The 23,596-nt window shown below is 56.2% G+C and carries 24 protein-coding genes; 8 read left to right on the top strand and 16 right to left on the bottom strand.

Annotated features, from left to right (window positions below):
• Nucleotides 1–11: 11 nt before the first annotated feature.
• Both ntrC and AC4HNJ_RS09995 read right to left on the bottom strand, forming a co-directional pair.
• Nucleotides 12–1,406, bottom strand: coding sequence for a nitrogen regulation protein NR(I) (gene ntrC / locus AC4HNJ_RS10000; RefSeq protein ID WP_490479414.1), 1,395 nt, complete (start codon nt 1,404–1,406; stop codon nt 12–14).
• Complete coding sequence (locus tag AC4HNJ_RS09995) at nt 1,399–2,436, bottom strand: two-component system sensor histidine kinase NtrB (RefSeq protein WP_490479413.1); 1,038 nt, start codon at nt 2,434–2,436, stop codon at nt 1,399–1,401. Before AC4HNJ_RS09995 ends, ntrC begins: the two co-directional genes overlap by 8 nt.
• Nucleotides 2,437–2,700: 264 nt before the next feature.
• Here AC4HNJ_RS09995 and AC4HNJ_RS09990 point away from each other — a divergent pair, with 264 nt between their 5' ends.
• From AC4HNJ_RS09990 to AC4HNJ_RS09980, 3 genes are all read left to right on the top strand, one after another.
• Nucleotides 2,701–3,009: a hypothetical protein gene (locus tag AC4HNJ_RS09990; protein WP_490479412.1), complete on the top strand. Its 309-nt coding sequence runs from the start codon at nt 2,701–2,703 to the stop codon at nt 3,007–3,009.
• Nucleotides 3,010–3,320: 311 nt separating this feature from the next.
• The gene (locus AC4HNJ_RS09985) at nt 3,321–4,001 is read left to right on the top strand and encodes a hypothetical protein (RefSeq protein WP_490479411.1); all 681 of its coding nucleotides are present in this window, start codon (nt 3,321–3,323) and stop codon (nt 3,999–4,001) included.
• 1 nt (nt 4,002) lies between these two features.
• The gene (locus AC4HNJ_RS09980) at nt 4,003–5,091 is read left to right on the top strand and encodes a phosphoadenosine phosphosulfate reductase domain-containing protein (RefSeq protein WP_490479410.1); all 1,089 of its coding nucleotides are present in this window, start codon (nt 4,003–4,005) and stop codon (nt 5,089–5,091) included.
• 53 nt (nt 5,092–5,144) lie between these two features.
• Here the strand turns inward: AC4HNJ_RS09980 and AC4HNJ_RS09975 are convergent, their stop codons facing one another.
• From AC4HNJ_RS09975 to AC4HNJ_RS09955, 5 genes are all read right to left on the bottom strand, one after another.
• Nucleotides 5,145–5,696 (bottom strand): superinfection exclusion B family protein, encoded by a 552-nt coding sequence (locus AC4HNJ_RS09975; protein ID WP_490479409.1) that lies wholly within the window; start codon nt 5,694–5,696, stop codon nt 5,145–5,147.
• Nucleotides 5,697–5,799: 103 nt separating this feature from the next.
• A complete protein-coding gene (locus AC4HNJ_RS09970; protein WP_490479408.1) occupies nt 5,800–6,450 on the bottom strand; it encodes an AbiU2 domain-containing protein in 651 nt (216 codons plus the stop codon).
• 68 nt (nt 6,451–6,518) lie between these two features.
• Nucleotides 6,519–6,905 carry a hypothetical protein gene (locus tag AC4HNJ_RS09965; protein WP_490479407.1) on the bottom strand — a complete coding sequence of 129 codons (387 nt, stop codon included), beginning with the start codon at nt 6,903–6,905 and terminating at the stop codon, nt 6,519–6,521.
• Between the two features lie 906 nt (nt 6,906–7,811).
• Complete coding sequence (locus AC4HNJ_RS09960; RefSeq protein WP_490479449.1) at nt 7,812–8,063, bottom strand: hypothetical protein; 252 nt, start codon at nt 8,061–8,063, stop codon at nt 7,812–7,814.
• Complete coding sequence (locus tag AC4HNJ_RS09955) at nt 8,005–8,388, bottom strand: GFA family protein (RefSeq protein WP_490479446.1); 384 nt, start codon at nt 8,386–8,388, stop codon at nt 8,005–8,007. Before AC4HNJ_RS09955 ends, AC4HNJ_RS09960 begins: the two co-directional genes overlap by 59 nt.
• A 594-nt stretch (nt 8,389–8,982) precedes the next feature.
• Here AC4HNJ_RS09955 and dbpA point away from each other — a divergent pair.
• Nucleotides 8,983–10,362 carry an ATP-dependent RNA helicase DbpA gene (dbpA, locus tag AC4HNJ_RS09950; RefSeq protein WP_490479406.1) on the top strand — a complete coding sequence of 460 codons (1,380 nt, stop codon included), beginning with the start codon at nt 8,983–8,985 and terminating at the stop codon, nt 10,360–10,362.
• A gap of 262 nt (nt 10,363–10,624) precedes the next feature.
• Here dbpA and AC4HNJ_RS09945 read toward each other — a convergent pair whose 3' ends face one another.
• From AC4HNJ_RS09945 to AC4HNJ_RS09920, 6 genes are all read right to left on the bottom strand, one after another.
• On the bottom strand, nt 10,625–12,061 hold the full coding sequence (locus tag AC4HNJ_RS09945) for a DHA2 family efflux MFS transporter permease subunit (RefSeq protein ID WP_490479405.1): 1,437 nt from the start codon (nt 12,059–12,061) through the stop codon (nt 10,625–10,627).
• A complete protein-coding gene (locus AC4HNJ_RS09940; protein WP_490479404.1) occupies nt 12,058–12,390 on the bottom strand; it encodes a hypothetical protein in 333 nt (110 codons plus the stop codon). The genes AC4HNJ_RS09945 and AC4HNJ_RS09940 overlap by 4 nt, the downstream gene beginning before the upstream one ends.
• Before the next feature lie 101 nt (nt 12,391–12,491).
• The gene (locus tag AC4HNJ_RS09935) at nt 12,492–12,935 is read right to left on the bottom strand and encodes a MarR family winged helix-turn-helix transcriptional regulator (protein ID WP_490479403.1); all 444 of its coding nucleotides are present in this window, start codon (nt 12,933–12,935) and stop codon (nt 12,492–12,494) included.
• A gap of 268 nt (nt 12,936–13,203) precedes the next feature.
• A complete protein-coding gene (locus AC4HNJ_RS09930) occupies nt 13,204–13,590 on the bottom strand; it encodes a VOC family protein (protein ID WP_490479402.1) in 387 nt (128 codons plus the stop codon).
• Nucleotides 13,591–13,674: 84 nt separating this feature from the next.
• Nucleotides 13,675–14,403: a DUF4386 domain-containing protein gene (locus AC4HNJ_RS09925; RefSeq protein ID WP_490479401.1), complete on the bottom strand. Its 729-nt coding sequence runs from the start codon at nt 14,401–14,403 to the stop codon at nt 13,675–13,677.
• 238 nt (nt 14,404–14,641) lie between these two features.
• Nucleotides 14,642–15,247 (bottom strand): short chain dehydrogenase, encoded by a 606-nt coding sequence (locus AC4HNJ_RS09920; protein ID WP_490479400.1) that lies wholly within the window; start codon nt 15,245–15,247, stop codon nt 14,642–14,644.
• A gap of 169 nt (nt 15,248–15,416) precedes the next feature.
• Here AC4HNJ_RS09920 and AC4HNJ_RS09915 point away from each other — a divergent pair, with 169 nt between their 5' ends.
• Nucleotides 15,417–15,851, top strand: a complete 435-nt coding sequence (locus AC4HNJ_RS09915; protein WP_490479399.1) for a hypothetical protein — start codon at nt 15,417–15,419, stop codon at nt 15,849–15,851.
• 110 nt (nt 15,852–15,961) lie between these two features.
• Entirely contained in the window at nt 15,962–17,092 is a 1,131-nt protein-coding gene (locus AC4HNJ_RS09910; protein WP_490479398.1) for a Fic family protein, read from the top strand.
• A 78-nt stretch (nt 17,093–17,170) separates the two neighbouring features.
• Here AC4HNJ_RS09910 and AC4HNJ_RS09905 read toward each other — a convergent pair whose 3' ends face one another.
• Nucleotides 17,171–18,157 (bottom strand): LirA/MavJ family T4SS effector, encoded by a 987-nt coding sequence (locus tag AC4HNJ_RS09905; RefSeq protein ID WP_490479397.1) that lies wholly within the window; start codon nt 18,155–18,157, stop codon nt 17,171–17,173.
• 639 nt (nt 18,158–18,796) lie between these two features.
• Here AC4HNJ_RS09905 and AC4HNJ_RS09900 point away from each other — a divergent pair.
• Complete coding sequence (locus AC4HNJ_RS09900) at nt 18,797–19,066, top strand: hypothetical protein (RefSeq protein WP_490479396.1); 270 nt, start codon at nt 18,797–18,799, stop codon at nt 19,064–19,066.
• 99 nt (nt 19,067–19,165) lie between these two features.
• Nucleotides 19,166–19,447, top strand: coding sequence for a hypothetical protein (locus AC4HNJ_RS09895; RefSeq protein ID WP_490479395.1), 282 nt, complete (start codon nt 19,166–19,168; stop codon nt 19,445–19,447).
• A gap of 497 nt (nt 19,448–19,944) precedes the next feature.
• Here the strand turns inward: AC4HNJ_RS09895 and AC4HNJ_RS09890 are convergent, their stop codons facing one another.
• On the bottom strand, nt 19,945–20,697 hold the full coding sequence (locus AC4HNJ_RS09890) for a 3-keto-disaccharide hydrolase (protein WP_490479394.1): 753 nt from the start codon (nt 20,695–20,697) through the stop codon (nt 19,945–19,947).
• Between the two features lie 82 nt (nt 20,698–20,779).
• A complete protein-coding gene (locus AC4HNJ_RS09885; RefSeq protein WP_490479393.1) occupies nt 20,780–23,587 on the bottom strand; it encodes a TonB-dependent receptor plug domain-containing protein in 2,808 nt (935 codons plus the stop codon).
• Between the last annotated feature and the right edge of the window lie 9 nt (nt 23,588–23,596).

The raw sequence follows: 23,596 nt of genomic DNA, 5'->3' as shown, positions 1-23,596 counted from the left end.
GACTCCATGGTTCAAGATTTGCGCCGTGCGCGCGAAGCACCCAGCTTGCGCGTGAGCGTATTGCGCCCCACACCCAATGCCACTGCAGCATGTTGGCGATGACCACCATTGGCAGCCAGGGCCGCCTCCAGCAATACACGATCGAGCGCTTGGCGCGCACGCATGTGAATCGCTTCCTCGCCGTGCTCCAGTGCATGCTCTGCCCAGCCGCGCAACGCATCCGTCCAATCGCCACGCGGCGCTTCGGTGAATTTGCCCAAGTCCGAAGGCAAAATCTCCGTACCCGAAGCGATCACCGCCAGACGCCGGCACAGATTCTCTAGCTCGCGCACGTTGCCGGGAAAGTCTCGCTGCGCGATCGCCTTTAGCGCTGCTTTGGAAAACCGCTTTGGCGGCAATTTCAATTCTTGTGCAGCACTGGCGAGAAAATGCTGTGCCAGCAGCGGGATGTCGCTGCGTCGCTGCCGCAGCGACGGCAGTTCGATGCGTACCACATCCAAACGATGCTTCAGATCCGCCCGAAACTGCCCCGCCGCCACCCGGGCATCCAGATCCTGATGCGTGGCGGCGACGATCCGCACATTACAGCGGATCAGTTCCCGGCCGCCTACGCGATAAAACTCGCCACCCGCCAGTACACGCAACAAGCGTGTCTGCAGGATCAGCGGCATGTCGCCGATTTCATCCAGGAACAAAGTGCCGCCTTCCGCCTGCTCGAAACGCCCCGCTACGCGGCGTGTCGCACCCGTGAACGCGCCGGCCTCATGACCGAACAATTCGCTCTCTAACAGCTCGCTCGGTATCGCTGCCGTATTCAATGCCACAAAGGGTTTGCCGCGCCGCGCACTTTCCTCATGCAGCGCACGCGCCACCAATTCCTTGCCTGTGCCTGTTTCGCCCGTCACGAGCACATTCAAGTCGCTGGCGGCGACGCGCCCGATCAAGCGAAACACTTCGCGCATCGGCGCGCTTTCACCCAGCAGCGCATGCGCCGGCGCAGGTGTCATCACAGTGGCTGGCTCGGTCTGCGGCGCGTCCGCCAAAGCGCGTTGCACTGAGGCCAACGCCTGATCCAGATCAAATGGCTTGGCCAGGTAATCGACTGCGCCAACGCGATAGGCCGCAGCAGTCGTCGCCACATCCGTATAAGCACTCATCACAATCACCGGGCCTATCTGTTTTGCACGCAACTCGTCCAGCAAGACCAGACCGCCGTCGCCCGGCATACGCACATCCGTAATCACCAAGGCCGGCGTCGCCTCACGCAAGGCAGTACGCACACTCGCCGTGTCTTCAAATTCGCGCACATCCAGTCCCGCGTCGCGTAGAGCTTCGGCCAGCACGAAACGTATGCCGCGATCGTCATCGACGATCCAGATACCCGATGCCTGTGCAGGTTTAGCCATACAAACGTCCCGAATGTCCCGCCGCGCTGGAGCGTGGCGGCAAAGGTAGATAAAGAGAGAACACGGTTTCACCGGGACGGCTTACATAACGCAGCTCACCGCCATGCTCATGTGCGATTTCACGCGACAGCGCCAATCCCAGTCCCGTACCATCGGCGCGACCGGAGACCAGCGGCTCAAATAAGGTATCGCGCAGTGCCGACGGCACGCCGGGGCCATCATCGATCACGTCCAAGCGCAGGGCGCTGCGAAACATCCGCTCGCCCAAACGCACGCCATGCTCCACACGGCTGCGCAAAATCAGCGTTGTCGCACCGGCTTCGATCGCATTGCGTGCCAGGTTCAACATCACCTGCAACAGGCGATCGGCATCACCATGCACGTCCGGCAAGCTCGGATCGTAATCGTGACGCAGACGTGGCGGCGAAGGCTCCGCCACAATCAGATCCCCCAGCCGCTCCAGCAACTGGTGCAAGTTCACCGCAGCCAACTGCGGCGCGCCGTCGTGATGCAACAGGCGATTCGCCAGCATCGCGAGGCGATCCGCCTCTGCAATTACCAAGCCCGCCAGTGCCTGCATATCCGGATCCTCCAGCCGGCGCTGCAGCAACTGCGCCGCCCCGCGCAAACCCGCCAGCGGATTCTTCACTTCATGCGCAAACCCACGCAGCGTGGCTGACAACGGCGATACCGTCCCCGTCGGCTCCGCCAACGCATGCACCTCCACCAGCAAGCTATCGGCATCCAACGGCTGCAATGACACATCCAGCCGCTGCTCACCTTGCACGAGTGACAACGACACACCACGGCATTGCACCGAGCGTTGCTCCACCAGACTGCGCCGCGCCTGCTCGATCACCCCAACATCCTGCAGCAACCCCATCAACGGCTGCCCCTGCGCATGCCTCAGCCCCAATCCCAGCAATTCAGCCAAGGCCGGGTTGATCCACTGCACGCGCAATTGTCCATCGACCACGGCCAACCCGGTCGACATCTGCTCCACCCAGTTTTGGGCTCGCCGCTCGCTCATTGCACCATCATGGGCAATGCGCTGGTTTGGTGCAAATTGATCGCAGAGGGAGAGTCAGCGGATGGCAATCGTGTGTACAGAACCCCATAGTTTGGTTTGCGTCGACAAACTATGAGATCCGGGCTGCGTACAAACTATGAGATCCGCTTCACTTCGCAAAAACGAATAAAATCAATACAGTATGACACTAGAGTTGGCTCTGCCCGAGTCAAAAACTGTGCTTAATGCGGCGTACGGCCTCACGCCGAATACAAAAGCTTATCCATGAACAGGATCTCTTTTGGGAGTGCATTGCTCCGCATCCTGGCTTCACGGCCAAGGCTCGAACACGCCCTGGTCGAAATCTATCGGGGGAAAAAGCACACTTCAAGTCAGCATCCGGTCGCTGCTGTGGGCGCAAAGGCTGCCCGCGGCCAGGAGCGGCCGGTCGCTGATGCTCACTTCCGGGTAAGCGAAGCTTTAACAGTCGATGGTCTTGATAACAATGTTCTCCTCGACGCGAAAGGCCGCCAAGCCCTCCCGGGCTTCAGCCGTTTGGCTGAGCGGTTAGTTCACCATATTGTGTATCGTTGAGGAGGCTCTCTTGTGACACGCAGTTCGGCACCAGCGAGCAGCTCTGCGAATGGCGCTTAAGGATGACTGGTGTCGATGTTCAGTTGAAGCGCGCAAGTAAAGCAGCCCCACGATAATCGCCGGTAAAACTCAAGGCTCTGCATCGCCACTTGTTGAGAGAAAGCACAGGTCAGATCCAAGAGCTAACGCTTACAGCACTCTCATGTTGAAACAGATAACGATCACAAACACCTGATTCGTCAACGCGCGACTTAGCATGCAATGGAATTCTGTTGGCTGCTGGAAGTCGACATCACAAATACTGGTGCCCCATGGATTTGACTGAGCTATTACGTTGGCGAAAATTTATTCCCGCAGCAATGTTTTCCGCTGTGATATGGCCAAGCGGTTTCACGATCATTGAATTCCTGGCCAAACAACTGGGCATGGACAGCTCGGATGACGGAAAAATTTTGTCGTTCTTCTTTACTGTTGTCGCTTTACCGCTTGGTCTTATTTATCATTCACTCGATTTTCGTCAGTTGCTGATGAAAAAATTCCTCAATCAGTTCAATACCCTGATCGTCCTCAAGCTGCACGCAGCACTGTCTAATTCATTAGCACCGGACAACGTTAAAGCGCCGACTAATGCCAATGAAAGAAAAAAGTGGATGCGCTTGTATTTTAAGGTTGTAGACGGTGATAGCACTCTCGTAGAGCTATCTCGGAGAATTAGAGACAACGGACTTGCCCTATCGAGCTGTTGCGACGCGGTTATCATTCTTGGGATTGGCGGCTTTTTGATTGCCCTTCTATCGGGAGTTGCAGGCAAACCGTATCTGCTCGTATGGTCGATTTTACTAATGCTTTTTGCAGCGATTTGCTGGCTCCTTCTACCCAAGATCTCTCGCAATCATAGTGAACTGATCGAAGATCAGCTGTTTCATGTCACGAGGTCACAAAGAGCCGTGCTTGTCGAAGGTTATAAAGCGTTGATCAGAGAGAATCCTTAGTATGGATGCTGTGCTTGAGGCGATTGAGATCACCCGAACTGCTTTATTGGCGCGCAGAAACTCTACTTGGATCGTTGCTTTCTCTGGCGGAAAAGATTCAAGTGCGCTCCTAAAGATTTTTTGCGCAGCACTTAAACAGACGCCTGACTTTGCGGGGCGGGTGGTAGTTGTCTATTGTGACACGGGAGTAGAGAGCCCGGTTTTGGATGCTTATGTAAGACAATTTTTTATGAATGTAACTCGGGAGTTTTCTGATAGAAAACTCCCGATTGAGACCCTCATTGTTAATGCTCCCATTGAGAAACGCTTCTTCGTAAAAATAGTGGGCCGTGGTTATCCACCTCCCACCAATGCGTTTAGATGGTGTACCAAACATCTTCGTATTGCACCCGTCGCTCAATTCATTGAAACATCGGCTTCATGCAATGATGTTGTCGTCGCAATTGGATCACGCGCTCAGGAAAGTGAGCAACGTAGGCGATCCGTTCTTGCGCATGGGGCTGGCCACTGGCAAGTTCAGAAAGAATCGCGTGCCCGATATGACCTCTTCCTACCTTTGCTCAACTTGAGTGTGGAATCTGTATGGGATGCAGTCTTTTCATTGGGGATACCGAATTCCCTTGACTCGCATGCACTTGAACGGCTCTATCGAGGCGCTGCCGGAGAATGTCCGGTTATCAAAGAAGTCCATACAAATCCCTGCTCCAAAGGGAGATTCGGCTGTTGGACATGCACTGTTGTCAGAAGGGATCGATCTGCAGAAGGACTCATCCAAGAAGGATACGTTGAGCTTAAGCCTTACTTGGATCTGAGGAACTGGCTCGCCGAGTTTCGTAATGATGTCAAACAGCGATGGCCGGTTAGGCGCTCTGGGCGCGAAGCTCCAGGACCTTTTAGTATTTCAGCACGGTTAAAAATATTCTCCAAGCTCTTGGAACTCGAAAAGGTAGTAAACCAAGAAATACTTAGCTTGGAGGAACGCGCTCATATTCAGTCATTGATGCTTCTAGATGTAGATCTAGAAAGGCAGATATTTGGTCGTTCTACAGCCTCCTCCAGACGAATTCGAAAACAAATAACCTCTGAATGAGCTGCTTGAGTTAAGCGGCGCCGGAGGCGTCCGCTTGAATGAGTTGTTAGGCGCTACCATTGTGAAGCGCCACCCGGCAGAGGCTCTGGAGGTTCGCTGGCCCCAACAAGTGCATCAGTATGCTTGGCAAAGTAACGCCTGGCCCATGGTTGAAGGTTGTAGGCCCAACCATCGTGCAAGTAGCCAACTGTAGCCGACTGAAAGATGATGCCTTTTGCAACCAGACCTTGTGCGATCCCGTCATCCATACGGAAATACTGACTGTTCTTTGTTTCTGAGATGTACGGCAAGAGATAACCTTTCTCGTCTGGCGTCAGCTCTGACATGAGAAGGTCCCGCTGTCTTGAGCGACGAAACACCCGAACTGGATGAAGCAGAAAATCCTTTGCCCACCAGAAGAACTGCGACAAGAGAATGCATAGAGAGGCGACAAAAGCGACGCCTAAGTACGCCCTGTTTGCACTAATAATACCAGTCAGACCCAACGTTCCAGTAAACGAAGGCGATGAAAGCAGAAGAACACCACAGAAGATGGCGATGCCGATCAGAATTTGAGGTGTCATCGCTTTAACTGCAGCGAGAAAGGAAGAAATGCTCTCTAGCATGTGTACCTCTAACGCCTAACGTTCGACGTAACCGGCGACCGGAGGCCGCAGGCCGGAGGGAACCTGCCGGCATGGCCGGCAGGGCGTCCGGTTGACGGAGTGGTTAGACTCCGGAATAGGTGCCTTGAAAAATATCTTCATGTGCAATGGTGCCTGCGGATTGAAGTTGCTCATAGCGAAGCGCTTCGGTGAGCCTGAAGATGAGCGTGTTTCCGTCGGAGAGCATCGAAAAGTGTTCATATCCCATTGTGCTGTTTTCGAAGTGCCCATAGACGATGTTCATGAACTTTCGCAAAGCAGCCAGCGCATCTTCAATTTCTTGGCGAGAAGGGCCAGGTAGCACCTCAGCCTTGTTGCTCAATTGGGCTGTAAGATCGAAGTGCGCGATGTCCTTGTGCCGTCTGTCTTTGATCTTTTCGCACCGTTGACGGAATTCCGAGAGCGCCTCAGTCAGGGCGACTGATAGCTCCTGGAACCCATTGCTTTGGCATTGGTTGAGCAGCGTTTGAAGGGTTAGATTCTTCTTCCCAAACGTTTCCGCAGGATCTGCGAGCTTGACCAGCGTCAGCTGAACATCGTTCATCAATACTCGTTGAACCATCCAGAAGAACGTTGGGGCTGCTTCGTTGATGAGGTCAATTCGTTCCGGATTCGTCCCGAATATCTGTCGATAGACAGTCCATCGACCATGAAGCCACACCACTTCGGAGTGTAAGAACTCCCAAATGTCGGATAGCGCGGCAGGAATTGGCATAGGGGTCTAACGCTGGAGTTAAGCGGCGCGCGGTTAGCGCGTCCGCTTGGACGAATTGTTAGGCCACACTACCGGAAGCGGAGTACCGCTTGCCATGAGCCGACCCCGAAGAAAACAAGGCTACATGCAAATAGAAAGATAGCGGACCACAACAGCCATCCGTGCGAAAGTTTGGGGCGTTCGCCGACAGGCGGCTCGTTAAAAAGCTTGAGTTGCGTGAGGTAGGCACAAAGCATCGCGACGCCACAAGCGGTAAGGCCAGCAAGAAATGCGGCCATAGCGAAGCGCATGTCAGGGACGTCAGCACCCTTACCGGCAACATTGCCAAGGTACGCTAGCAATGCAACGGCTGCGCCACCATTTGCGAGCGCACTGAATTTGAAGCCCTCAACCGACAACGTGATGAGAGACTTGTAAGTCTCGATCCAGTGCTGGTTAGTGACATCAGTTGACATGTTTGTGGCCTAACTACCTAATAGACGGACGTCGATGTCCGGTTATACATCCTTGCCGCCTTTCTGAACGCGGCCGATAAACGACTGATTCCACACAACTCTATCGACTCGACGTCCGGCTAACAATCCCGCGCAAAGACGGCGTGACAACGATTGCTTTCCAGCTAGTGTCTGGGTCTTTGACCCCACTGGAGCGACCGTCATGGGGACTAGTGTCCGAATGGACGTCATAGTCTGTGTCGGCACGCGGTTAAACGCACAAACTATGGGGTGCTAAAACGCACAGACTATGGAGTTCTGTCCAGTGGTTGGACACATGTTTGTACACATAGCCTGCGTCGACGGCTCGCAAAACGCACTACCTATGAGGTTCCAAAAGGTACGGACTATGGCGCTCTATCTAGCCGTGCCAGGTAACTGACTTGGCAAACTGGATTTCCCGACTGGTGGTCAGCGGCACCCCGGACCAAGTTACGCTTTATTAATACACCAGTGGGTATAGTTATCTCCATGTCGAGAGACATCAGTCCCACCGCTTAGCCGGGCCTCCCCTCCTCGCGAAGCAGCATAAAGATGGATGACCCCAAAGCCCGCAGGTTCCCCCCTGCGGGCTTTTTATTGCCGTTATCGAGCAAGGCGCAGACCAAGGAGTTCCGTGTGCTTCAACCACAGCGATTTGATACGAGATAATCATTTAATTTCTAAGGGGTGTAACAGAGTATGCGGTCCGATCGTACAAATAGTCTGAGTCGATGGCTCACTAGGCGCGCAAACTTTGGGGTTCCAAAAGGTACGGGCTATGAAGTTCTGTCCAGTGCAGCCGTCAAACAGCACGAGAACTGACATAAGAGCGAAGCACGTGAATATGCATGCCCGATGCATGAATCAAGCTGATCCAACGAATGGTTACGCGCCACCTTTCATTACCCTTGGCAACACGTCGTTGAAATAATCGGTTTTCCCGTAGGCAGGAACGTCATGGCCGCAGACCTGAGCATCTGCAGTTGTTCGTTCGACAACGTATATCTCCTGATGACTGATCATCACCCAGCCGTTGAAGATCTGAAAGCGTGGCGGCAGCTCGCCGGTGAGCGCCGCATCATGCCATGTGCTCGATGTTGTTGGGCATGTGGACCCAGGCGTGCATGCGTTCTTCATACACCGAGAGGCCTGGTCCCGGAAAAGATGGATCTGCAAACGCACCCACAGGTATGGCGACCACCTCGGGATAACCGTCCATCGTGTAATACACGGTGGCACCGCACTTCGGGCAAAACCTGAATGTGCTTTTCGTTCCTCCGTCTCCGGTGCGGACATACTCGGTGCTCGCGCCAACGACCGTGACTGCCTCGCGTGGAAACCGCGCCTGCGCACCAAACACGCTTCCAGTGCGACGCTGACACGCCAGACAGTGGCATACAGACACGCGCGTAGGCTCACCGACGATATGCGCCTGCAGTTGTCCACAACTACAAGCGGCCATTCGAGAAGGCTGGGGAAATACGGGATGCATCGCTTACACCTGGATTAAGCGACGGGCGATACGCGCGCCCACCTGGCCAAATAGCTAGACATTCGACGGCTCAGCGTTACTTGGCTCTGTTTGCTTGGCAGGTAGCGCAGATACGAGAAGCGCGGAAATGTGTGCCGCCCCGAGAAGAACAACGAGGCCCACAGCCGTACTCGCGACACCATGATTTACAAAGGCCATTGCAGTAGCCACACTTGAGAAATTGCCGGTATGAACGTTGTACGCGGTGACAAAGTTATTTAGGCCATTAAAAATTTCAGAAGCGCCGAGATAACGTAGAACCAGGGTAAACCACATCCGGGGTGACATTATATGAATCTCCTTGCTGATGGTATCCAACGCATGAGTTAGGCCGTGCGTGGTTAGAGTGCATGGCCAACGACTCTCCGTGCAAGAGCAGCGCCGTAGACCGTGCCGGCAAGCTCGACGAGGTTGTCCATGCTTGCGATGAGGCCGAAAGCACGTCGGCATTTGCCCGGACTGAAGGACGATCTCGCTATCGGCCCGTAGCAGACCGAGGATAGGAGGACTATGCGATCATGCCGCATGACCGCCTTCAGCACGCTCCCTCTCCATCCTCTCTTGCTCGCCAGTGTCGAGACGCTCGGCTACAGCGAGATGACTCCCATCCAGGCGCAAAGCCTACCGGCGATGCTGGAGGGGCGTGACGTAATCGCCCAGGCACAGACTGGCAGCGGCAAAACCGCCGCATTCGGGCTGAGCTTGCTGCAATCGCTGCAGGTAGAAAGCATTCGCTTGCAAGCACTGGTGCTATGTCCAACGCGCGAGCTGGCCGACCAGGTAAGCAAGGCCATTCGGAAACTTGCTGCAAATATCCCTAACGTCAAGCTGCTGACACTGTGCGGCGGCATGCCCTTGGGGCCGCAATTGGCATCGCTTACACACGATCCGCATATCGTGGTCGGTACGCCCGGGCGCGTGCAAGAGCATCTGAAGCGCGGGAGCCTGCATGGCGGCGGCATCAAGGTGCTGGTGCTGGACGAAGCCGATCGCATGCTGGATATGGGTTTCAGCGAGGCTATCGATGACATCGTCCGCCGGATTGCCAAGCACCATCAAACACTGCTTTTTTCGGCCACCTATCCGGATGATATTCGCGAAGTAAGCCGACGCATGCAACGCGACCCCGTCGAAATCATTATCGAGACGCCGGTCGACCAGCAGCCAGCGATCGAGCAACGATTCATCGAGGTTGATCCGGACCGCAAACTCGATGCGCTGGCGACGCTGCTTAGCGGCGAACGCGGCCAACACGCATTGGTATTCTGCAATATGCGACGCGATGTGGACGCCGTAGCCAACGAACTGGATCGTCGCGGCTTTTCTGCGCTGGCACTGCACGGTGACATGGAACAACGCGATCGCGACGAGGTGCTCGTGCAATTCGCAAATCGCAGTTGCGCTGTCCTGGTGGCTAGCGATGTAGCGGCCCGCGGACTCGACATCACGGCGCTGCCGCTGGTGATCAGCTATGACGTTGCCCATGATCCTGATACGCATACCCATCGCATCGGTCGCACCGGCCGCGCCGGGCAAACAGGCCTGGCGGTGACACTGTGTACGCCGCGCGAGAAACCCAAAGCCGAAAATATCGAGCAGGCGCTGAGCAAACCATTGCCTTGGCATCCACTGAAAATCTCTTCGGCGCAGGGCAAGACACTGAATTTGGCGCCCATGAAAACATTGGTCATCGACGCGGGCCGGCAGGACAAGCTTCGCCCCGGAGACATCCTCGGTGCGCTGACCGGCAGCGCCGGGCTGAAGGCGGATGATGTCGGCAAGATTGACGTTTTTGCCACGCGCGCCTATGTGGCAGTCAGCCGGACGCTCGCGAATAAAGCGCTGGAGCGCTTACGCGCCGGAAAAATCAAAGGACGTACGCTCCGGGTGCGTACGCTGAATTAGTGTCGAAGCCAGAGCGACGGTTAGAACGAGCAGAGCATTCTGGCTTCATGACCCGATCATCAAGGTTTCTTGGCAAGCCCGATGAGTCGGCGTACGGGCCATGATGTCCTGTCCAGTCGGGAACGCCGTACATTGCCGCAAGATTCCAACAGCTCTGCGGCAACAGATACCTCGACAGGTCGGCGCATACGAAATACGGATGCCCTGAAGCTGGCCTCCTGGACGTCAGCGCTCTCCTGAAAATCCACCCAAGGCCGCTGTATCAGGCGAGATTCGTTTGCACGGCACCTCTTTTTTTCACCTCGTCCATGGAACGTGGAAGCCGCGATGCCGCAACCATGGTGCCGGCGTGCAAGATACACAGCAGCAAAAACACCCAAGCGTACGCGCTTAGCGGAGACTCATGCCGAGGTGGAATGGCGAGAAGCCAGCCCAAAAGAGTTGCGCAAAGCGTGGTAAAGGTAGGCCCTCCGAGACGTTGCACGATATTGAGAGACGTGGTCGCCATAGGCAGCTCATCTCGACTTACCGAGGCATAAGCGGCAGATATCGAAGGAATGCCCACGGCGCTTTGGCCCACGCCACGGATGAAAAGTGCAACGGCCAACATCGCCAGGTCGAGCGAGTGATTGGCTAGATAGACGAAAGGCAACGTGCCGACCAATGCCAGCAACGAACCGCCGACGGCGACATTTCGGATTCCGAAGCGGCTCGTCAGCATGCCCATCCATGGATAGGTGCACAACATGCCAAGGCCGAGCGGCGCCAGCAGCCAGCCCATATCGCCAGGTGAACGTCCGCAACCGCGAATCAGGTAGATCGGAATCAGCATCTGTCCCGCGAACATCGCGCCATTGGAAAGGAATTGAGTCACGGCGGAAACCGGAAATACGCCGGCTTTGAAAAGCCGCAGATCCACCAGCGCCTTGTCGCCTTTACGGTTGGCCGTCCAAAGAAACAGGCCAAGCAGGATGAAGGACACCGACATCGCGACCTGGCCTATTCCCGCACCGATTCGATCCGCTCCGTAGAGAAAGATCGCCAGACCCGGCGAAAGCAACACCAGCCCCATCCAGTCGAGCTCACGCGGCCTTCTTTGCTCACCATCATGCGGTAGAAAGACGATGGCAAGCGCCAGGGCCAGCACCCCGATCGGGAAATTCACCAGGAACAGCCAGCGCCAAGAAGTGTGCTGCAAAATCATGCCTGCGATGACTGGCCCCAGGATCGGCGCCAGCAACACTGGCACAGCGGCATAGCCAATCACACGCGCCATGTGCCTTCCGGCAACGCGCGCCATCATCATCTGAGCCATAGGTGCCAGCAGTCCGCCGCTGATGCCTTGAAAGACCCGAAATCCGATCAGTGATGACGCCGACCAAGCCAGTCCGCACAGCGCAGAAGAAAGCGTGAACGCCACGAAGCACCACACATACACGGCTTTCGCGCCGAAGCGATCCACCAGCCATCCGTTCATCGGCAACGCCAGCGTCAATGCCAATAGGTAACCACTGGTGACCCACTGAATGGTCGAAAGACCGGTATGCAACTCGACGGCAAGACTGGAGAGCGACACATTGGCGACAGTCGCATCGAGCTGTGCAAGGAACGATCCCAGCACGACGACAGCCGTGATTTTCCAAATCGAAGGATGCAGTCGATCTGACGCTTCGGCTTGGCGGCCGGCGTCAGGGCTCATGACCGTTTAGCTTGAAGATGACCGCCATGGAAGCGGCCAAAATGCCTCGCACTCTGCAAACTGATCAACAATGCCCCCAAACCCAGTGCGATCATCGATTGGGCGTCATGCATATCGAATCGGCCAACACAAACAATCAACAGATACGCCGCGATGAAATTGATGAAACCCCAGATCACGTTGACCGTGGACGATGAAAGGCCCTGACCGGGTGGTTTCGCAAAAGGCGACTGAAACGGGCGCCCCATCGTGCCGCTAACAAAATGCGGAATGGCATTCGTCAAAAAAACACCGCCAAAAAAATAAGAGAGATCATGCAGCCAGTTCATCAGGTATCGCCTTTTTCAGACAAAACGTAAGAGTGCACGCTGACGTGAACCGTCTTGCGCGCCATGCGTCATGCACACGGAACCGTCCAGCAGGTTTGTCGTTATGACTCGCCCAGGTGTTTGATCAGCGGAATGGCATCCATGATGGTCTTGAGCTCCGCCGGCTTCAGCTTTGCCATCGCTGCGAGCAACCATTCGCGCTTTGCGATGCCACGCTGGCGTCTCATTTCAACGCCCGCGGATGTCAAGGCAAAAAGAATCTGCCGCCCGTCGGTGGGATGAGGTTGCCGCTCGACCAGCTCCTCCTGTTCCAGGCTCGCGAGAATCGTGCCCATCGACTGGGGCTTCATCGACTCGGCGCGCGCCAGCTCCGCCGTAGTCATGGCGCCTTGCCGATCCAGCCTTGCCAAGACACCAAGCTGCGAGAGATTCAGTTCATTCGGGTTGGCCTGGGAACGCAGGCGGCGCAGCAGTTGGCTGACGGCAGCCGTGAGGTCAGTCACAGCTGCTTCGATAGTGACATTCGAGGCGGGGGACGGGGGCATATGTGTAGCATACTTATTAGAAGTTTATCTTGCAAGTTAAACTTATAAAAAAACGATGCAGCGGCCGCTTATGGGTAGAAGGCCTCGGATGTCTCAAAGGCGGCCACCTGACATTTCGCATTTCGGCTGAATGCGCGCTGCGCGCCTTGGATCTGAAGAGATGCTCTCGTCGTCCATTTTTTACGCATGCAAAAAGCGGGACCGCATGCCGGCCCCGCTCGGGGATTGACTTAAATAACGCTGCTGCAGAAGTAATCAGGGGTGAGATTCACTGTCCCGGAGGCGGCTGCCAAAGTTCGACCTTGTTGCCCTCCGGGTCCATGACCCAACCAAACTTCCCGTACTCTGAATCATCTGTCTTATCCAAGACGTTGCATCCTTCATCGCGAAGCGCCTGGAGCAACGCGGCCAAGTCTTCGACACGATAATTGATCATGAAGGTCGACTTGCTTGGTGCGAAGTGTCCGCTATCAGCAGCCCCGATGGACCATGCAGTCGTTCCGTGCGTCGGATGACCCGTTGCGTCCACCCACTTGAATGCCGTGCCTCCCCATACCTGGACGTCGATTCCCAGGTGTTGCTTGTACCAAGCTCGCAGAGCGACGGGATCCTTCGCACTGAAAAAGATTCCTCCGATACCTGTAACCCTCTTCATCTGAGCCTCCGAAATGTGACCAAGTTGGAGCGTATCGTGTTTACGATGCCTGATACCCGAGTCAAGCGGTGCCTTCTAACCCTTTCACACTCCCATTGTCCAAGCCCGCCACTTCGCAACATCCAAGCCCTTCGTCGCCAGCCATAAGGCAAACAAGCCCTCACCGGGCAAACATGGAAAAAGCAAATAAGGAAGCACGTGTGCGTGCAGTGCTGGCAGCAGGAATTTGGTGATGCCATCCGTGAAATAACAGAATCCGGCCAGCCCTAGCAAAATGCCGAGGATGCGCGGAAGAAACCGGGAGCGAAAAACCAGGAATCCCGCCAGCAACTCATCGACACCGTAAAACACGAATGCGATAAGAAGACCCGCATCCTGCAGCTGCGTCGCGGTATACGACAAGGTTTGCAGCGACTCATGGCCGAGAGCGGCGAATGTGTCGCCATTGGCCACGAACAGCAAAGGTACGTAGGCATTGAGCATGTCGATTCCTTCGACAGCCGTTCCCACCAGCCCGCAACACGCCGACGTAGCAGCGATGACTGCATTCACGCGCTTGAACAAGATGAAGCCGATGACTTCATTGGGAATATTGCATAGCAGTACGACCAGGTGCGCGACAAAGCCCAAGCGGAATAGCACCTCGTGATCCCGGATGTTGTGTACGGTTGCCGAGACATCGCCATCCACAATCAAAGTGCTATGGACATAGCCGATATCGAATCCACCGGCGACGATCCCGATCAGGGACAGGATGCCAAGGGTCCTTGCTAGAGCAAGCGGCGAGAACGTTTCCCATTCGGAATCTGACATGACGGATCCCCGAGTCGGCGCTAAGCTTTGCCCCCTTTCATCTTAGCTGGGATAGCTGAAGCGCCTGATGGCTGTCACAAAGATCCTGCATTCCTCATCCAGTCGCGACTGCCCTGGTTCAGGCCATCGGCCGCTTCTATATCTAGTTCTACCGGATGATGGCGCATTGAAGCACCGTCCTGCCGAGGCGCATATTCCAGTCCTCGGGAGGCCGATGGCGCCGAGGTACCTGTTGCCCTTACCAGACGTTGTAGATGCGCCCCGTCTTTGCGCCGTTGACGCTACGTTGGTAGGCGAGCGCAGCGCGTTCGCCGGGAACAGTACCCAGGCTCGACAGATACATGTCGTAATCCGCTACGGACTCCATGAAAAGCGTCGGGCTCACCGCGTTGATCCGCAAACCGCGCCTTAGCTCTGTCGCCGCACCCCGTACAAATCCTTCGATGGTGGCGTTGGCGACCGCGGCACTTACATCATCATCAAGAACCGGCTCTTCCGAGAGGATGCCGCTCGTGAGCGTGATCGAGCCTTTCTCATTCAGGAAATGCTGGCCGATGAGTGCAAGACGAACCTGGCCGAACACCCGATATTCGAGCTCCGCCTCGATTTTCCGCGCACCCATCTTCAGGCTCGGATCGACGCAAACGTCGCAGGTGGTCGAGACGATCGCATCCACTTTTCCCACCGCATTGAAAAGCGCCTTCACGCTTTGCTGATCGGCGATATCCACCAGTAATTCGCCACTCTCGCGTCCAGCGTGGATGACATCGTGGCCAGCTGCTTCAAGATATTGACCGATCAAAGAGCCGACGGCGCCGCTCGCGCCCACGAGTAATACCAACATGCATCATCTCCTTGAATGACTTGCTTGTGCGGCAGCGTTGATTGCTCGCCGCACATCGCTTTTCCATTCGTCACTTTTCGCGCATCGCGTGCATAACATCGAGAGAGCAATGCCCATAACCTCATTGCACGATGCCAAATGTGTAAGGCAATGATTGTAGGAATTTGAATTGCATCGTCAAAGCACAATGCATGTTTTTTTGTCGCTCTTTTATAAGAGCAGACAAATCTCATCGCTTAGCATGCAAATGCACACAACCATTTTCAATCGCCCTTCGCTGATCGCCATGACGAGAACGATTGAAAATGACGGTGCGTCAACGATGATGTGGGTCGTTGCTGATCATGTCGACGCCGATGTCGGGTACATACGCCGCTCATCACCGCAGCCTTTGCATGCGCTGACAACTGCCATGGATCACAGCAATACCATCCACCCTGGCGCCATCTTCGGCACGCTCATCAGAAGTGCGCCTGGACTATTGTCACGGGATGTCGGCGCGACTTATCCCAGCAAGCTGCATGACTGGCGGCCTCGCGCCATGGGCATGGATCCCGCTACCCCGCCTGATGAGCCTATCGAACACCGGAATAGGCTCATCTGAAGCTGGAGAGGGAAAGAACGCGAGAGAGCCTATTTGTTGGCATAATAGGCTCATCTGGTGAGCCCATTATGCCCTAAAAAGGCTCACCCCTCGCACGGGACAGGTCGGTCATGAGCGTCGAATGGATCTGGCAGCGGCCTGATTGGCCTGCCTTTACCTACAACGAACCGGCATTGGCGCCTTTAATAAAGGCGTGCCGCGATATGCAAAGCCGCCTGCTAGGTGCCGCCGGCGCGATTAATGAGCGCGCTCGCCAACAACAAGAACTGATCGCCTTGCTGGACAACATCATCAATTCCTCCAAGATCGAGGGCGAACAGCTTGACGTAGCTTCGGTTCGCTCGTCGCTGGCCAAACGCCTAGGCGTTCATGCGGAAACCCAGGCACGCCGGACCCGGCGCAGCGAGGGTCTCGCCGAACTCATGCTCGACATCACCGAGCACTACGAACAGTCACTGGACATCACCAGACTCAAGCGCTGGCACACCTTGCTGTTTCCAACCCCCCAAGAGAGCTACCTTCACCATGCCATCGTGATCGGCGATCTGCGCAGCGATGCGCCTATGCGCGTCGTCTCTGGCCCCGAGACCCGGCAAACCGTTCATTTCGAAGCACCGCCGCGCGCCGGTCTCGAAAAACAGCTGGAACAATTTTTGGCCTGGTTTGAAGACACGCACCATGCCTCGCGCATCGACCCGCTGTTGCGCGGGGGCATTGCACACTTCTGGTTCGTCACCATCCATCCTTTCGAAGATGGCAATGGTCGCCTCACCCGCGCTATTACCGACCTCGCATTGGCACAGGCCGAGCACACGGCTATCCGCCTCTACAGCATGTCAGAGCAGATCTTTGCCGACCGCAATGGTTATTACGACATCCTCGAAACCAGTCAAAAATCCGGCCTGGATATCACTCCATGGCTCACTTGGTTTCTTACCACGCTCAAGCTCAGCATTGAGCAGGCGCTGAAGCGAATCGGCGCGACCATCGTGCGTGCGCGGTTTTGGGAGCGGATCAAGGACGTCCATCTGATGCCGGAACAACGCAAATTTCTTGTACGCATCATGGAAGATCTGGAATCGGACCAAACACTGACGTTCTCGGCCAAGAACTACCGTGCGATTACCAAGGTATCCAAACCAACAGCAAGTCGCCATCTATCGGACTTGTTGGAGAAAGCTTGCATTCGAAACATCAGCTCCGGCCGTGGCCCGGGTGCCAAATACGAGTTGGCGCTTTGATTGAGAGAAGGCAAACAAACAACACCCGGATGATTCCCCTTGGGAAATGCTTAGAAAGATGCAAATCGTCTCCGCCAGTTATGTTTTCCCACCTCGGGTGATGGGTTGAAAGCTCATAGGCGTACTCTTTGGTTGCTCGCCCTCCAAGCGCACACGGGGCTGATGGTTTTCGCCCGTCTTGTACTCTTGCACTTTCTGCGCGTGACCCGATTGAATCGGGTTCCTTTCCATTTCTTGGATTTTCGCATTACGTTCCGGCCCTTTTCTCAATCGGTCCAGATCCGGCCCCAACTTACCGCGCTTGGTATCTTCGGCTAACGTCGCCGCGCCCAAACGAGGCAGCGTCTGTTGCGTTTTAAGGTGCGAATGCAGCACTTCGGCTTGCCGGAAATCCTTGCTTTCGAAATCGTGATCGAACAGCGACATCCAGTGGTACTTGCTTCGTTGACCTTGCTGGTAGCGTTCGGCCAGGCCCTTATAGAGATCGGAAGCCTTGGTGGTGGTGTAGTGCTGGGGGTTGGTTTCCATATCCTTGGCAACCGCATACCACTGCAAGCGATGCGTGTTTTCGCCATGGTCACGCGCTGCGCCACGGTCCTTGAATAAAACACGTTCGTTGACCATGCCCATGAAGTCTTCATTGCTTTGCAGGCCGCTGACGCGATGGATCTGCGGCGCAAAGCCATGCTGCTGTTCGGTTTGATAGAGCGCATCTTTCAGCCGCACACCGCTTTCCAGGCTGGATTCCAGGCTCTGGAAGTGCCCCATTACCTCGTCTTTGTTCTGCAGCAAGGTATGAATACGCTGGTAATCCTGCTCGAATTTTGGTTTCGGCTTGGACGTCTGGATGGCGCTGAATTCACGCGGAGAGGTGGGGGTAATGGTGTCCGTAGCCCCACCCGACGATTTACCTCCCTCCAGCTCTTTGAACGTGGCGGACTGGTTTCGGGTACCGATCGGGTGTTTCGGCACGCTCGGCAGATCGAGGAACCCTAGTCCCACCTCCGACGATGATTGCCGCGTACTCTGAGGAAGGTCGTCGCGCAGCCTCAGGAAGCGGGCCATAAGATCATCATCGGAACTCGAACTGCTGCCTCGCGGCGAGGTCTGCGGGCTTTGCGGCGGCGTGGTCCCAGTCTTTACGCGACGGCTCGGCGACGGAAGGGGAGGAAAGCCGCCGCTGTTGCGTCGGTTGGAGTTGTTGTTGCTGTCGTCCATAACACCCCCTTGTATGGCACCGCCTTGATGGTAGCGAATCGGCTCGGCCAAGTTTGGTGTTTCGCCATGACAAGGCGCCACGCGTCAAATTCTTGTGAATGACGGGAGTGGACCGCCGCGAACCCGCGCCGCCGCTTCGGCGGTCTCGATCAGTTTGCGTCTTTGACACAACCCCACAACAAGCTCGTAAGCCCATCATTGAGACACTACCCGCGATGTATTCGCTTGACGGCAATGTAAGCGAGTTTTAGTTTGCACGCGTCGCTGCCAAATCAGCGACCGGGTGTAGGAACCCGTTTAGTCACGGCGCGAAAGAAGGCGCCGGATCGGCGCTTTTTTCATGCGCTAACACTCCCGCGTTTATGGCGGGCGTGTCGGGCAGGCTTTGGCCTGGCCGGGTCACGTGACTACCGGTTTCCTACCCCGGCACGTCCGCCGCCCGCGCTGTGCGGGCGGCGGTTTGCCCATCGCGCAAAGGAGCGTTCGATGTCTCAGCAAACCCCGGGAGCATGGCCTGTCGTCGCCACGCATTGTCACGCCATCCCCCGCAACAGCGTCTTCGATCTGTTTACCCATGGCCGTTCGTCGTCCGGATCGGCCAAGGACGTGCGACACGCGGTTCGTCACCCGCTTGACTGCTTGCCGCCTGGCCGGCCCGTTTCGCCTCATAAGGTCGTGGTCGATGCCGAAACGCTAGCACACGCGAGCAGCGGCGCCTTCCATGCGGCACGCCAACAAATACTCATCCGGGCATAAGCATCGCGCTCTGCTCTACCCCCTCCCCACATCCATGCTTGTTGTCACACCGTTCCCACCGGAACGGCGATGGCGATGGGCTGCGCCAAGGAATACGCCATGAAACATGAAACACCCGATACCTGGTTCACGCTCGGTGCGTGCTATCACCTGGAGCCGAACGCCGACCCGTTTCGCCTGCTCGACGATGCCAGCCTGTTTTTGGAAGGTGCCCGCGCCATGGCGCAAAGCCTGAATGAACTGCTGGTCTGCGCCGACCGACCGAATACCGATGATTTGGCAACCGCCATGTGGGGCGTGGCGCTATTGATTGAGTTGGGACAGCGCAACAGCGACATCGCGCATCGAAAGCTGGCCCAGTCATCGCCCTCCATGCATTAAGCCGAAAAGTACGCCGCCTGCTACGGGCCAAAAGGGAGCGGCCCCCTCGGCACTCTTTCGTAAGAAGCGCCTCACACGTGACCGCTCCCGCCTTCGTCGCTGGCTTCTCAGTGATTGTCTTGCGCATGCCCACGCGGCCTTCTCACTCGCTGCCGTGCAAAAAAATCAAAGCGCCCATCTCTCGACGAGGCTGAAACGCATGCCGTGTACAAGTGACATCCGGCGGCAGAGCCAGGTCTCACAACGCCACCATCGAAACCGACGATGGTCGGCACGCACGCGGATGGAACGCCATCGTGACGTTTGAAGGGCGCAACGATGCCGCCGTAACAGCGTAAAAGCGTTCGCCGAACGTGGCGCCATCGATATTCGCTGGCGCGGATTCGAACAAAAAAAGGCCTGTCGAGAGACAGGCCAAATGGGGATTGAAAACCGGCGTGCAGGATGCGCCGCAGATCAGGCATCAAGGCATCCGGGAATGGACGCAGCCTGATTCCTCAAAGCTCCTTGATCTTGATATCGCGGAACCAGATGCGGATCGGTTCGGCGCCTTTGTCCTCGGTGCCCTGCAGCGAGATATGTCCTTGCTGGAAGGCGGCGAAGCCAGGCCATGCCGCGAATTTCGTTTTGGAAACGAGCTGCTTCCATTCGCTGTCCCACAGGTGGGTATCCACCACCTTGTGGCCGTTCTGGAAGAACTGCACGTGTCCGTTATCGGCAATGATTTCGAAATGGTTCCATTGCGGTGCTTCGTTGACCCATTCCACGTCGGAGGAAATGATGTCGAACAGATCGCCGGAGCGTTCCTTCAAAACGCGACTATCCGGTTTGGTGCAGGCCAGATCTGCGATCTGCATTTCCGGGCCGGTTTCGAAGGTGTAGGCAAATTTGGGATCTTCATGCACATAGAACATGACGCCGCTGTCTTCGCAGGGATTCATTTTCCATGACACTTTCAGATCGAAGTTTTTATATTCGGCATCGGTGACCAGATCCTGGAAATGCTTTTCCGGATCGTGCACGCGCTTCTCCAGCATGATCGCGCCATCGTGCACGCTCCAGTCCTTGCCAGGGCCGCTTTGCAAGTACGAATGCCAGCCCTTGAGCGTTTTACCGTCGAAGAGCAAACGCCAGCCCTGGGCCTTTTCCTGCGCGGTAAGCGTGTTGTGCGGCTCTTGCGCATGGACCATACCGCCCGCGACCAGCGTGATGGCGGCAACTGCATAGGTCATCCAGTGTTTTCGTTGCATGGCGTTTTACCTCGTATCGATGTGTTGCTTGGGGATTGGCCGGGGTGCCTCGCTGACGCTCGACACCCCGGCGGGGTTGCTATCACATACCTAGATCAAAGCCCACGTCGACGTATACCGAACGCCCTAATGCGTTGTAGTCAAATACATCGAAGAAGGGCCAACCGGTATTGGTCGGATCCATGGGCGGACGCTTGTTGAAGATGTTGTTGGCGGTGACTGAGACGGTGGTCTTCGGCAATACCTTGTAGGCGATGCTGCCATTGAAGGTAATCCAGGGTCCGATATTGTTCCTCGTACCGATGGAGTTCCAGGTGGGACCGTCGCGGAGACCATAGAGGGTTGAGCTCCACTTGCCGATATTCCAGGTAACGGTACCGCTCACGCGACTCTTGAACTCGTCGTTGTTGTCACAGCACAGGTAGTTGATGGTCGGATCGCCGGCCTTTTCCTGGTACGTGTGCTTCAGCTCGTCATAGTAGTCGAGGCCGAACTGGAACGAACCGAAATGCTCCGTCGGTAAACGATACTTGACCGATGACTGGATACCCGTCTGGTATTCCGACGCCACGTTGATCGGATAAGTGTTGACCTGTTTGATCCCGCCCGGATTGGCCGGGTCAGACAGCGGGTAGCGCACCACTTCGCCAAGCACTTGCTGGCAGGTCGGCGAGTTGATGTCGTAGACGGTCGCGCCATTCTCCGACTTGCCCAGGCGACAATCGGCTTCTTCTTGCAGGATTTCATCCGTGCTCAACGTCACTACTTCGTTGTTGATGCGGATGGCGTCATAGTCGACCGACCAGCTCAGGTTGTTGTCCGATGTGGACCACACAAAACCAAAGGTAAGTGTTTTGGCGGTGATATCCATCAGGCCGGTGTTGCCGGAACTAACCCCCAGGATGGACTGACCGTTGTACGGACACTCGCTGTACGTGGCCGAGTTATAGCCGCCCTGGCGACATTTGTAGTAGTCGGTGTTGGTGGTGTAACCGCTGCTATGCGCCGAAAACAGATAGAACAGATCCGGTGCGCGGAACGCCGTGGCATAGCTGCCGCGAATCAACAAGGTATCGAAAGGGCGGTATTCCAGGCCAAGCTTGTAGGTGGGGCGACCATGGCCCCGGCCGCCGTAGTTGTATTTGTCGAAGCGCGCAGACATGTCCGCGGTGAGTTGCTTGAGCAAGGGCACCTGCAATTCGCCACCGAATGCGAACTGGTTGCTGGCACCCCCTGCCGTGGTGCTGCCGGTGACGCCGCGGAAATAGCCTTCCGCCGCCAGCGGACTGGCCGAGGCATTGGAGAAGCGTGTGTTGCTGGTCTGGGCAATCACCGCGGCGCCTACATCACCTGCCGGCAACGAGAACAAGCTGGTGGTGTTGGCGGTGAAGGTTTCGTTCTGGGTCCAGGTCACTGATGTTGCGTCGTTGGGCGCGACAAACTCGTCATACAAGGCCTTCGTCAACGGCTGGTACAGGCGATCCAGGTTGGGTGCATAGATCGGATAGCCGTTGGCGTCCGTACCGAGCTGCGGCCCGAGATAGTAATTGTCGATACCGTTCTGAGCCACGAAGTCATTGGTCTTGCGTTCCAGATTGGTCTGCGAACGGTTGTAGTAAGCGTCGTAGTTCCAGTCGTCACCGATCTGGCCACGCGCTCCGATGCTGATGTTGTACGAACGCGTGAACACATGCTGGTCGGTGGCGTCGGCGCCGATTTCCTCCGGCGCGAAGATGCGCTGCCACTCTTCGTATTGGCCGGTGGTCTGGTTGTAGAACGACTGGTTCCAGAACGGGCTGCCGCCGACATAGGTCGGGTTGCTGTAGCTATACAGGACGTCCGAATAAAGCGTGGTGTGATCGTTGAGGTGATAACGCAGGAACAGCGTACCGTCGGCATCGGTTTCCTGGTTGGCCAGGGTGGCGAAGCTGACGTTCTTGGGGCTGCCGCAGTAATAGCCGAGGTTGTTGCGATAGCTGTAGCTGGTGCTGCCCTGATAGAGATAGCTCAGCGGAGCACACGTCGCTGCGCCCGGATCGATGTACTGGTTGTTCTCCAGGTTCAGGCGCAGGAAGGTACGTGAGTTCACGCGGCCGGCAGGATCGGGATCGTCCGCATAGGAATCGATATAGCTGCGCTGATAGCCCCAGATCGGGTCTTGCTTGGAAAGCTGCACGCCACCGCTGATATCGAACTTGCCGAAGCTGTGGCCGGAGCTCAGCTGGATGCGCTTGCTGGCGCCGCCGCCTTCGCTGTAATCACCGTAGCGCAGATCGATGTGCGTGCCTTCGATGTGATCCTTCAACACAATGTTGACCACACCGGCAATGGCCGCCGAACCGTAGATGGAGGAAGCACCGCCGGTCAGCACGTCGATGTGATCGATCAGGCCCACCGGAATATTGGAGATATCGGTGATATTGGTGCTGCCGTTATAGGCCAACGGATAGCTGGCCATGGGCCGGCCGTTGAGCAATGTCAAGGTGAAGTCCGGGCTCAGGCCGAACAGGCTGATGGTCTTGGCGCCGGGCGTGAAACCGCCGGTGAATTGCGGGTCTTCGACCGAGCCGTTTGCGACAGGCAGCGAACGCAATGCGTCGTAGGTATCGACGAAGCCCTGCTTTTCGATCTGGGCGGCCGTGATGGTGGTGATCGGCGTCGGCCCTTCGACCTGCGCCCTTGGAATCATCGAACCGGTAACTTGCACCACTTGCAGCTTCTTGACCGGCTTGGACGGCGTTTGATCGCTGCCGGTCGAATGGGTGCTGGATGATGTGGTTTGATAAGTGGAATTTTGTTGCGATGGTGCAGAAGTATCTTGCGCGAATGCTTGCGTAATCGAACACGCGAGCAGCGAGGTTGCGAGTACGCACACCCATTGGGACTTCATGTTGTTGGT

The organism is Dyella sp. SYSU CM1112 (assembly GCF_058216415.1).
Note: the sequence above shows the minus strand (reverse complement) of the source record. Positions and strands in the feature narration are given on the sequence as shown.

Excerpts from the sequence above, each read along its gene's own strand:
- ntrC (WP_490479414.1), bottom strand. The coding sequence starts at position 1,406 with ATGGCTAAACCTGCACAGGCATCGGGTATCTGGATCGTCGATGACGAT.
- AC4HNJ_RS09995 (WP_490479413.1), bottom strand. The coding sequence starts at position 2,436 with ATGAGCGAGCGGCGAGCCCAAAACTGGGTGGAGCAGATGTCGACCGGG.
- AC4HNJ_RS09990 (WP_490479412.1), top strand. The coding sequence starts at position 2,701 with ATGAACAGGATCTCTTTTGGGAGTGCATTGCTCCGCATCCTGGCTTCA.
- AC4HNJ_RS09985 (WP_490479411.1), top strand. The coding sequence starts at position 3,321 with ATGGATTTGACTGAGCTATTACGTTGGCGAAAATTTATTCCCGCAGCA.
- AC4HNJ_RS09980 (WP_490479410.1), top strand. The coding sequence starts at position 4,003 with ATGGATGCTGTGCTTGAGGCGATTGAGATCACCCGAACTGCTTTATTG.
- AC4HNJ_RS09975 (WP_490479409.1), bottom strand. The coding sequence starts at position 5,696 with ATGCTAGAGAGCATTTCTTCCTTTCTCGCTGCAGTTAAAGCGATGACA.
- AC4HNJ_RS09970 (WP_490479408.1), bottom strand. The coding sequence starts at position 6,450 with ATGCCAATTCCTGCCGCGCTATCCGACATTTGGGAGTTCTTACACTCC.
- AC4HNJ_RS09965 (WP_490479407.1), bottom strand. The coding sequence starts at position 6,905 with ATGTCAACTGATGTCACTAACCAGCACTGGATCGAGACTTACAAGTCT.
- AC4HNJ_RS09960 (WP_490479449.1), bottom strand. The coding sequence starts at position 8,063 with ATGAAGAACGCATGCACGCCTGGGTCCACATGCCCAACAACATCGAGC.
- AC4HNJ_RS09955 (WP_490479446.1), bottom strand. The coding sequence starts at position 8,388 with ATGGCCGCTTGTAGTTGTGGACAACTGCAGGCGCATATCGTCGGTGAG.
- dbpA (WP_490479406.1), top strand. The coding sequence starts at position 8,983 with ATGACCGCCTTCAGCACGCTCCCTCTCCATCCTCTCTTGCTCGCCAGT.
- AC4HNJ_RS09945 (WP_490479405.1), bottom strand. The coding sequence starts at position 12,061 with ATGAGCCCTGACGCCGGCCGCCAAGCCGAAGCGTCAGATCGACTGCAT.
- AC4HNJ_RS09940 (WP_490479404.1), bottom strand. The coding sequence starts at position 12,390 with ATGAACTGGCTGCATGATCTCTCTTATTTTTTTGGCGGTGTTTTTTTG.
- AC4HNJ_RS09935 (WP_490479403.1), bottom strand. The coding sequence starts at position 12,935 with ATGCCCCCGTCCCCCGCCTCGAATGTCACTATCGAAGCAGCTGTGACT.
- AC4HNJ_RS09930 (WP_490479402.1), bottom strand. The coding sequence starts at position 13,590 with ATGAAGAGGGTTACAGGTATCGGAGGAATCTTTTTCAGTGCGAAGGAT.
- AC4HNJ_RS09925 (WP_490479401.1), bottom strand. The coding sequence starts at position 14,403 with ATGTCAGATTCCGAATGGGAAACGTTCTCGCCGCTTGCTCTAGCAAGG.
- AC4HNJ_RS09920 (WP_490479400.1), bottom strand. The coding sequence starts at position 15,247 with ATGTTGGTATTACTCGTGGGCGCGAGCGGCGCCGTCGGCTCTTTGATC.
- AC4HNJ_RS09910 (WP_490479398.1), top strand. The coding sequence starts at position 15,962 with ATGAGCGTCGAATGGATCTGGCAGCGGCCTGATTGGCCTGCCTTTACC.
- AC4HNJ_RS09905 (WP_490479397.1), bottom strand. The coding sequence starts at position 18,157 with ATGGCCCGCTTCCTGAGGCTGCGCGACGACCTTCCTCAGAGTACGCGG.
- AC4HNJ_RS09900 (WP_490479396.1), top strand. The coding sequence starts at position 18,797 with ATGTCTCAGCAAACCCCGGGAGCATGGCCTGTCGTCGCCACGCATTGT.
- AC4HNJ_RS09895 (WP_490479395.1), top strand. The coding sequence starts at position 19,166 with ATGAAACATGAAACACCCGATACCTGGTTCACGCTCGGTGCGTGCTAT.
- AC4HNJ_RS09890 (WP_490479394.1), bottom strand. The coding sequence starts at position 20,697 with ATGCAACGAAAACACTGGATGACCTATGCAGTTGCCGCCATCACGCTG.
- AC4HNJ_RS09885 (WP_490479393.1), bottom strand. The coding sequence starts at position 23,587 with ATGAAGTCCCAATGGGTGTGCGTACTCGCAACCTCGCTGCTCGCGTGT.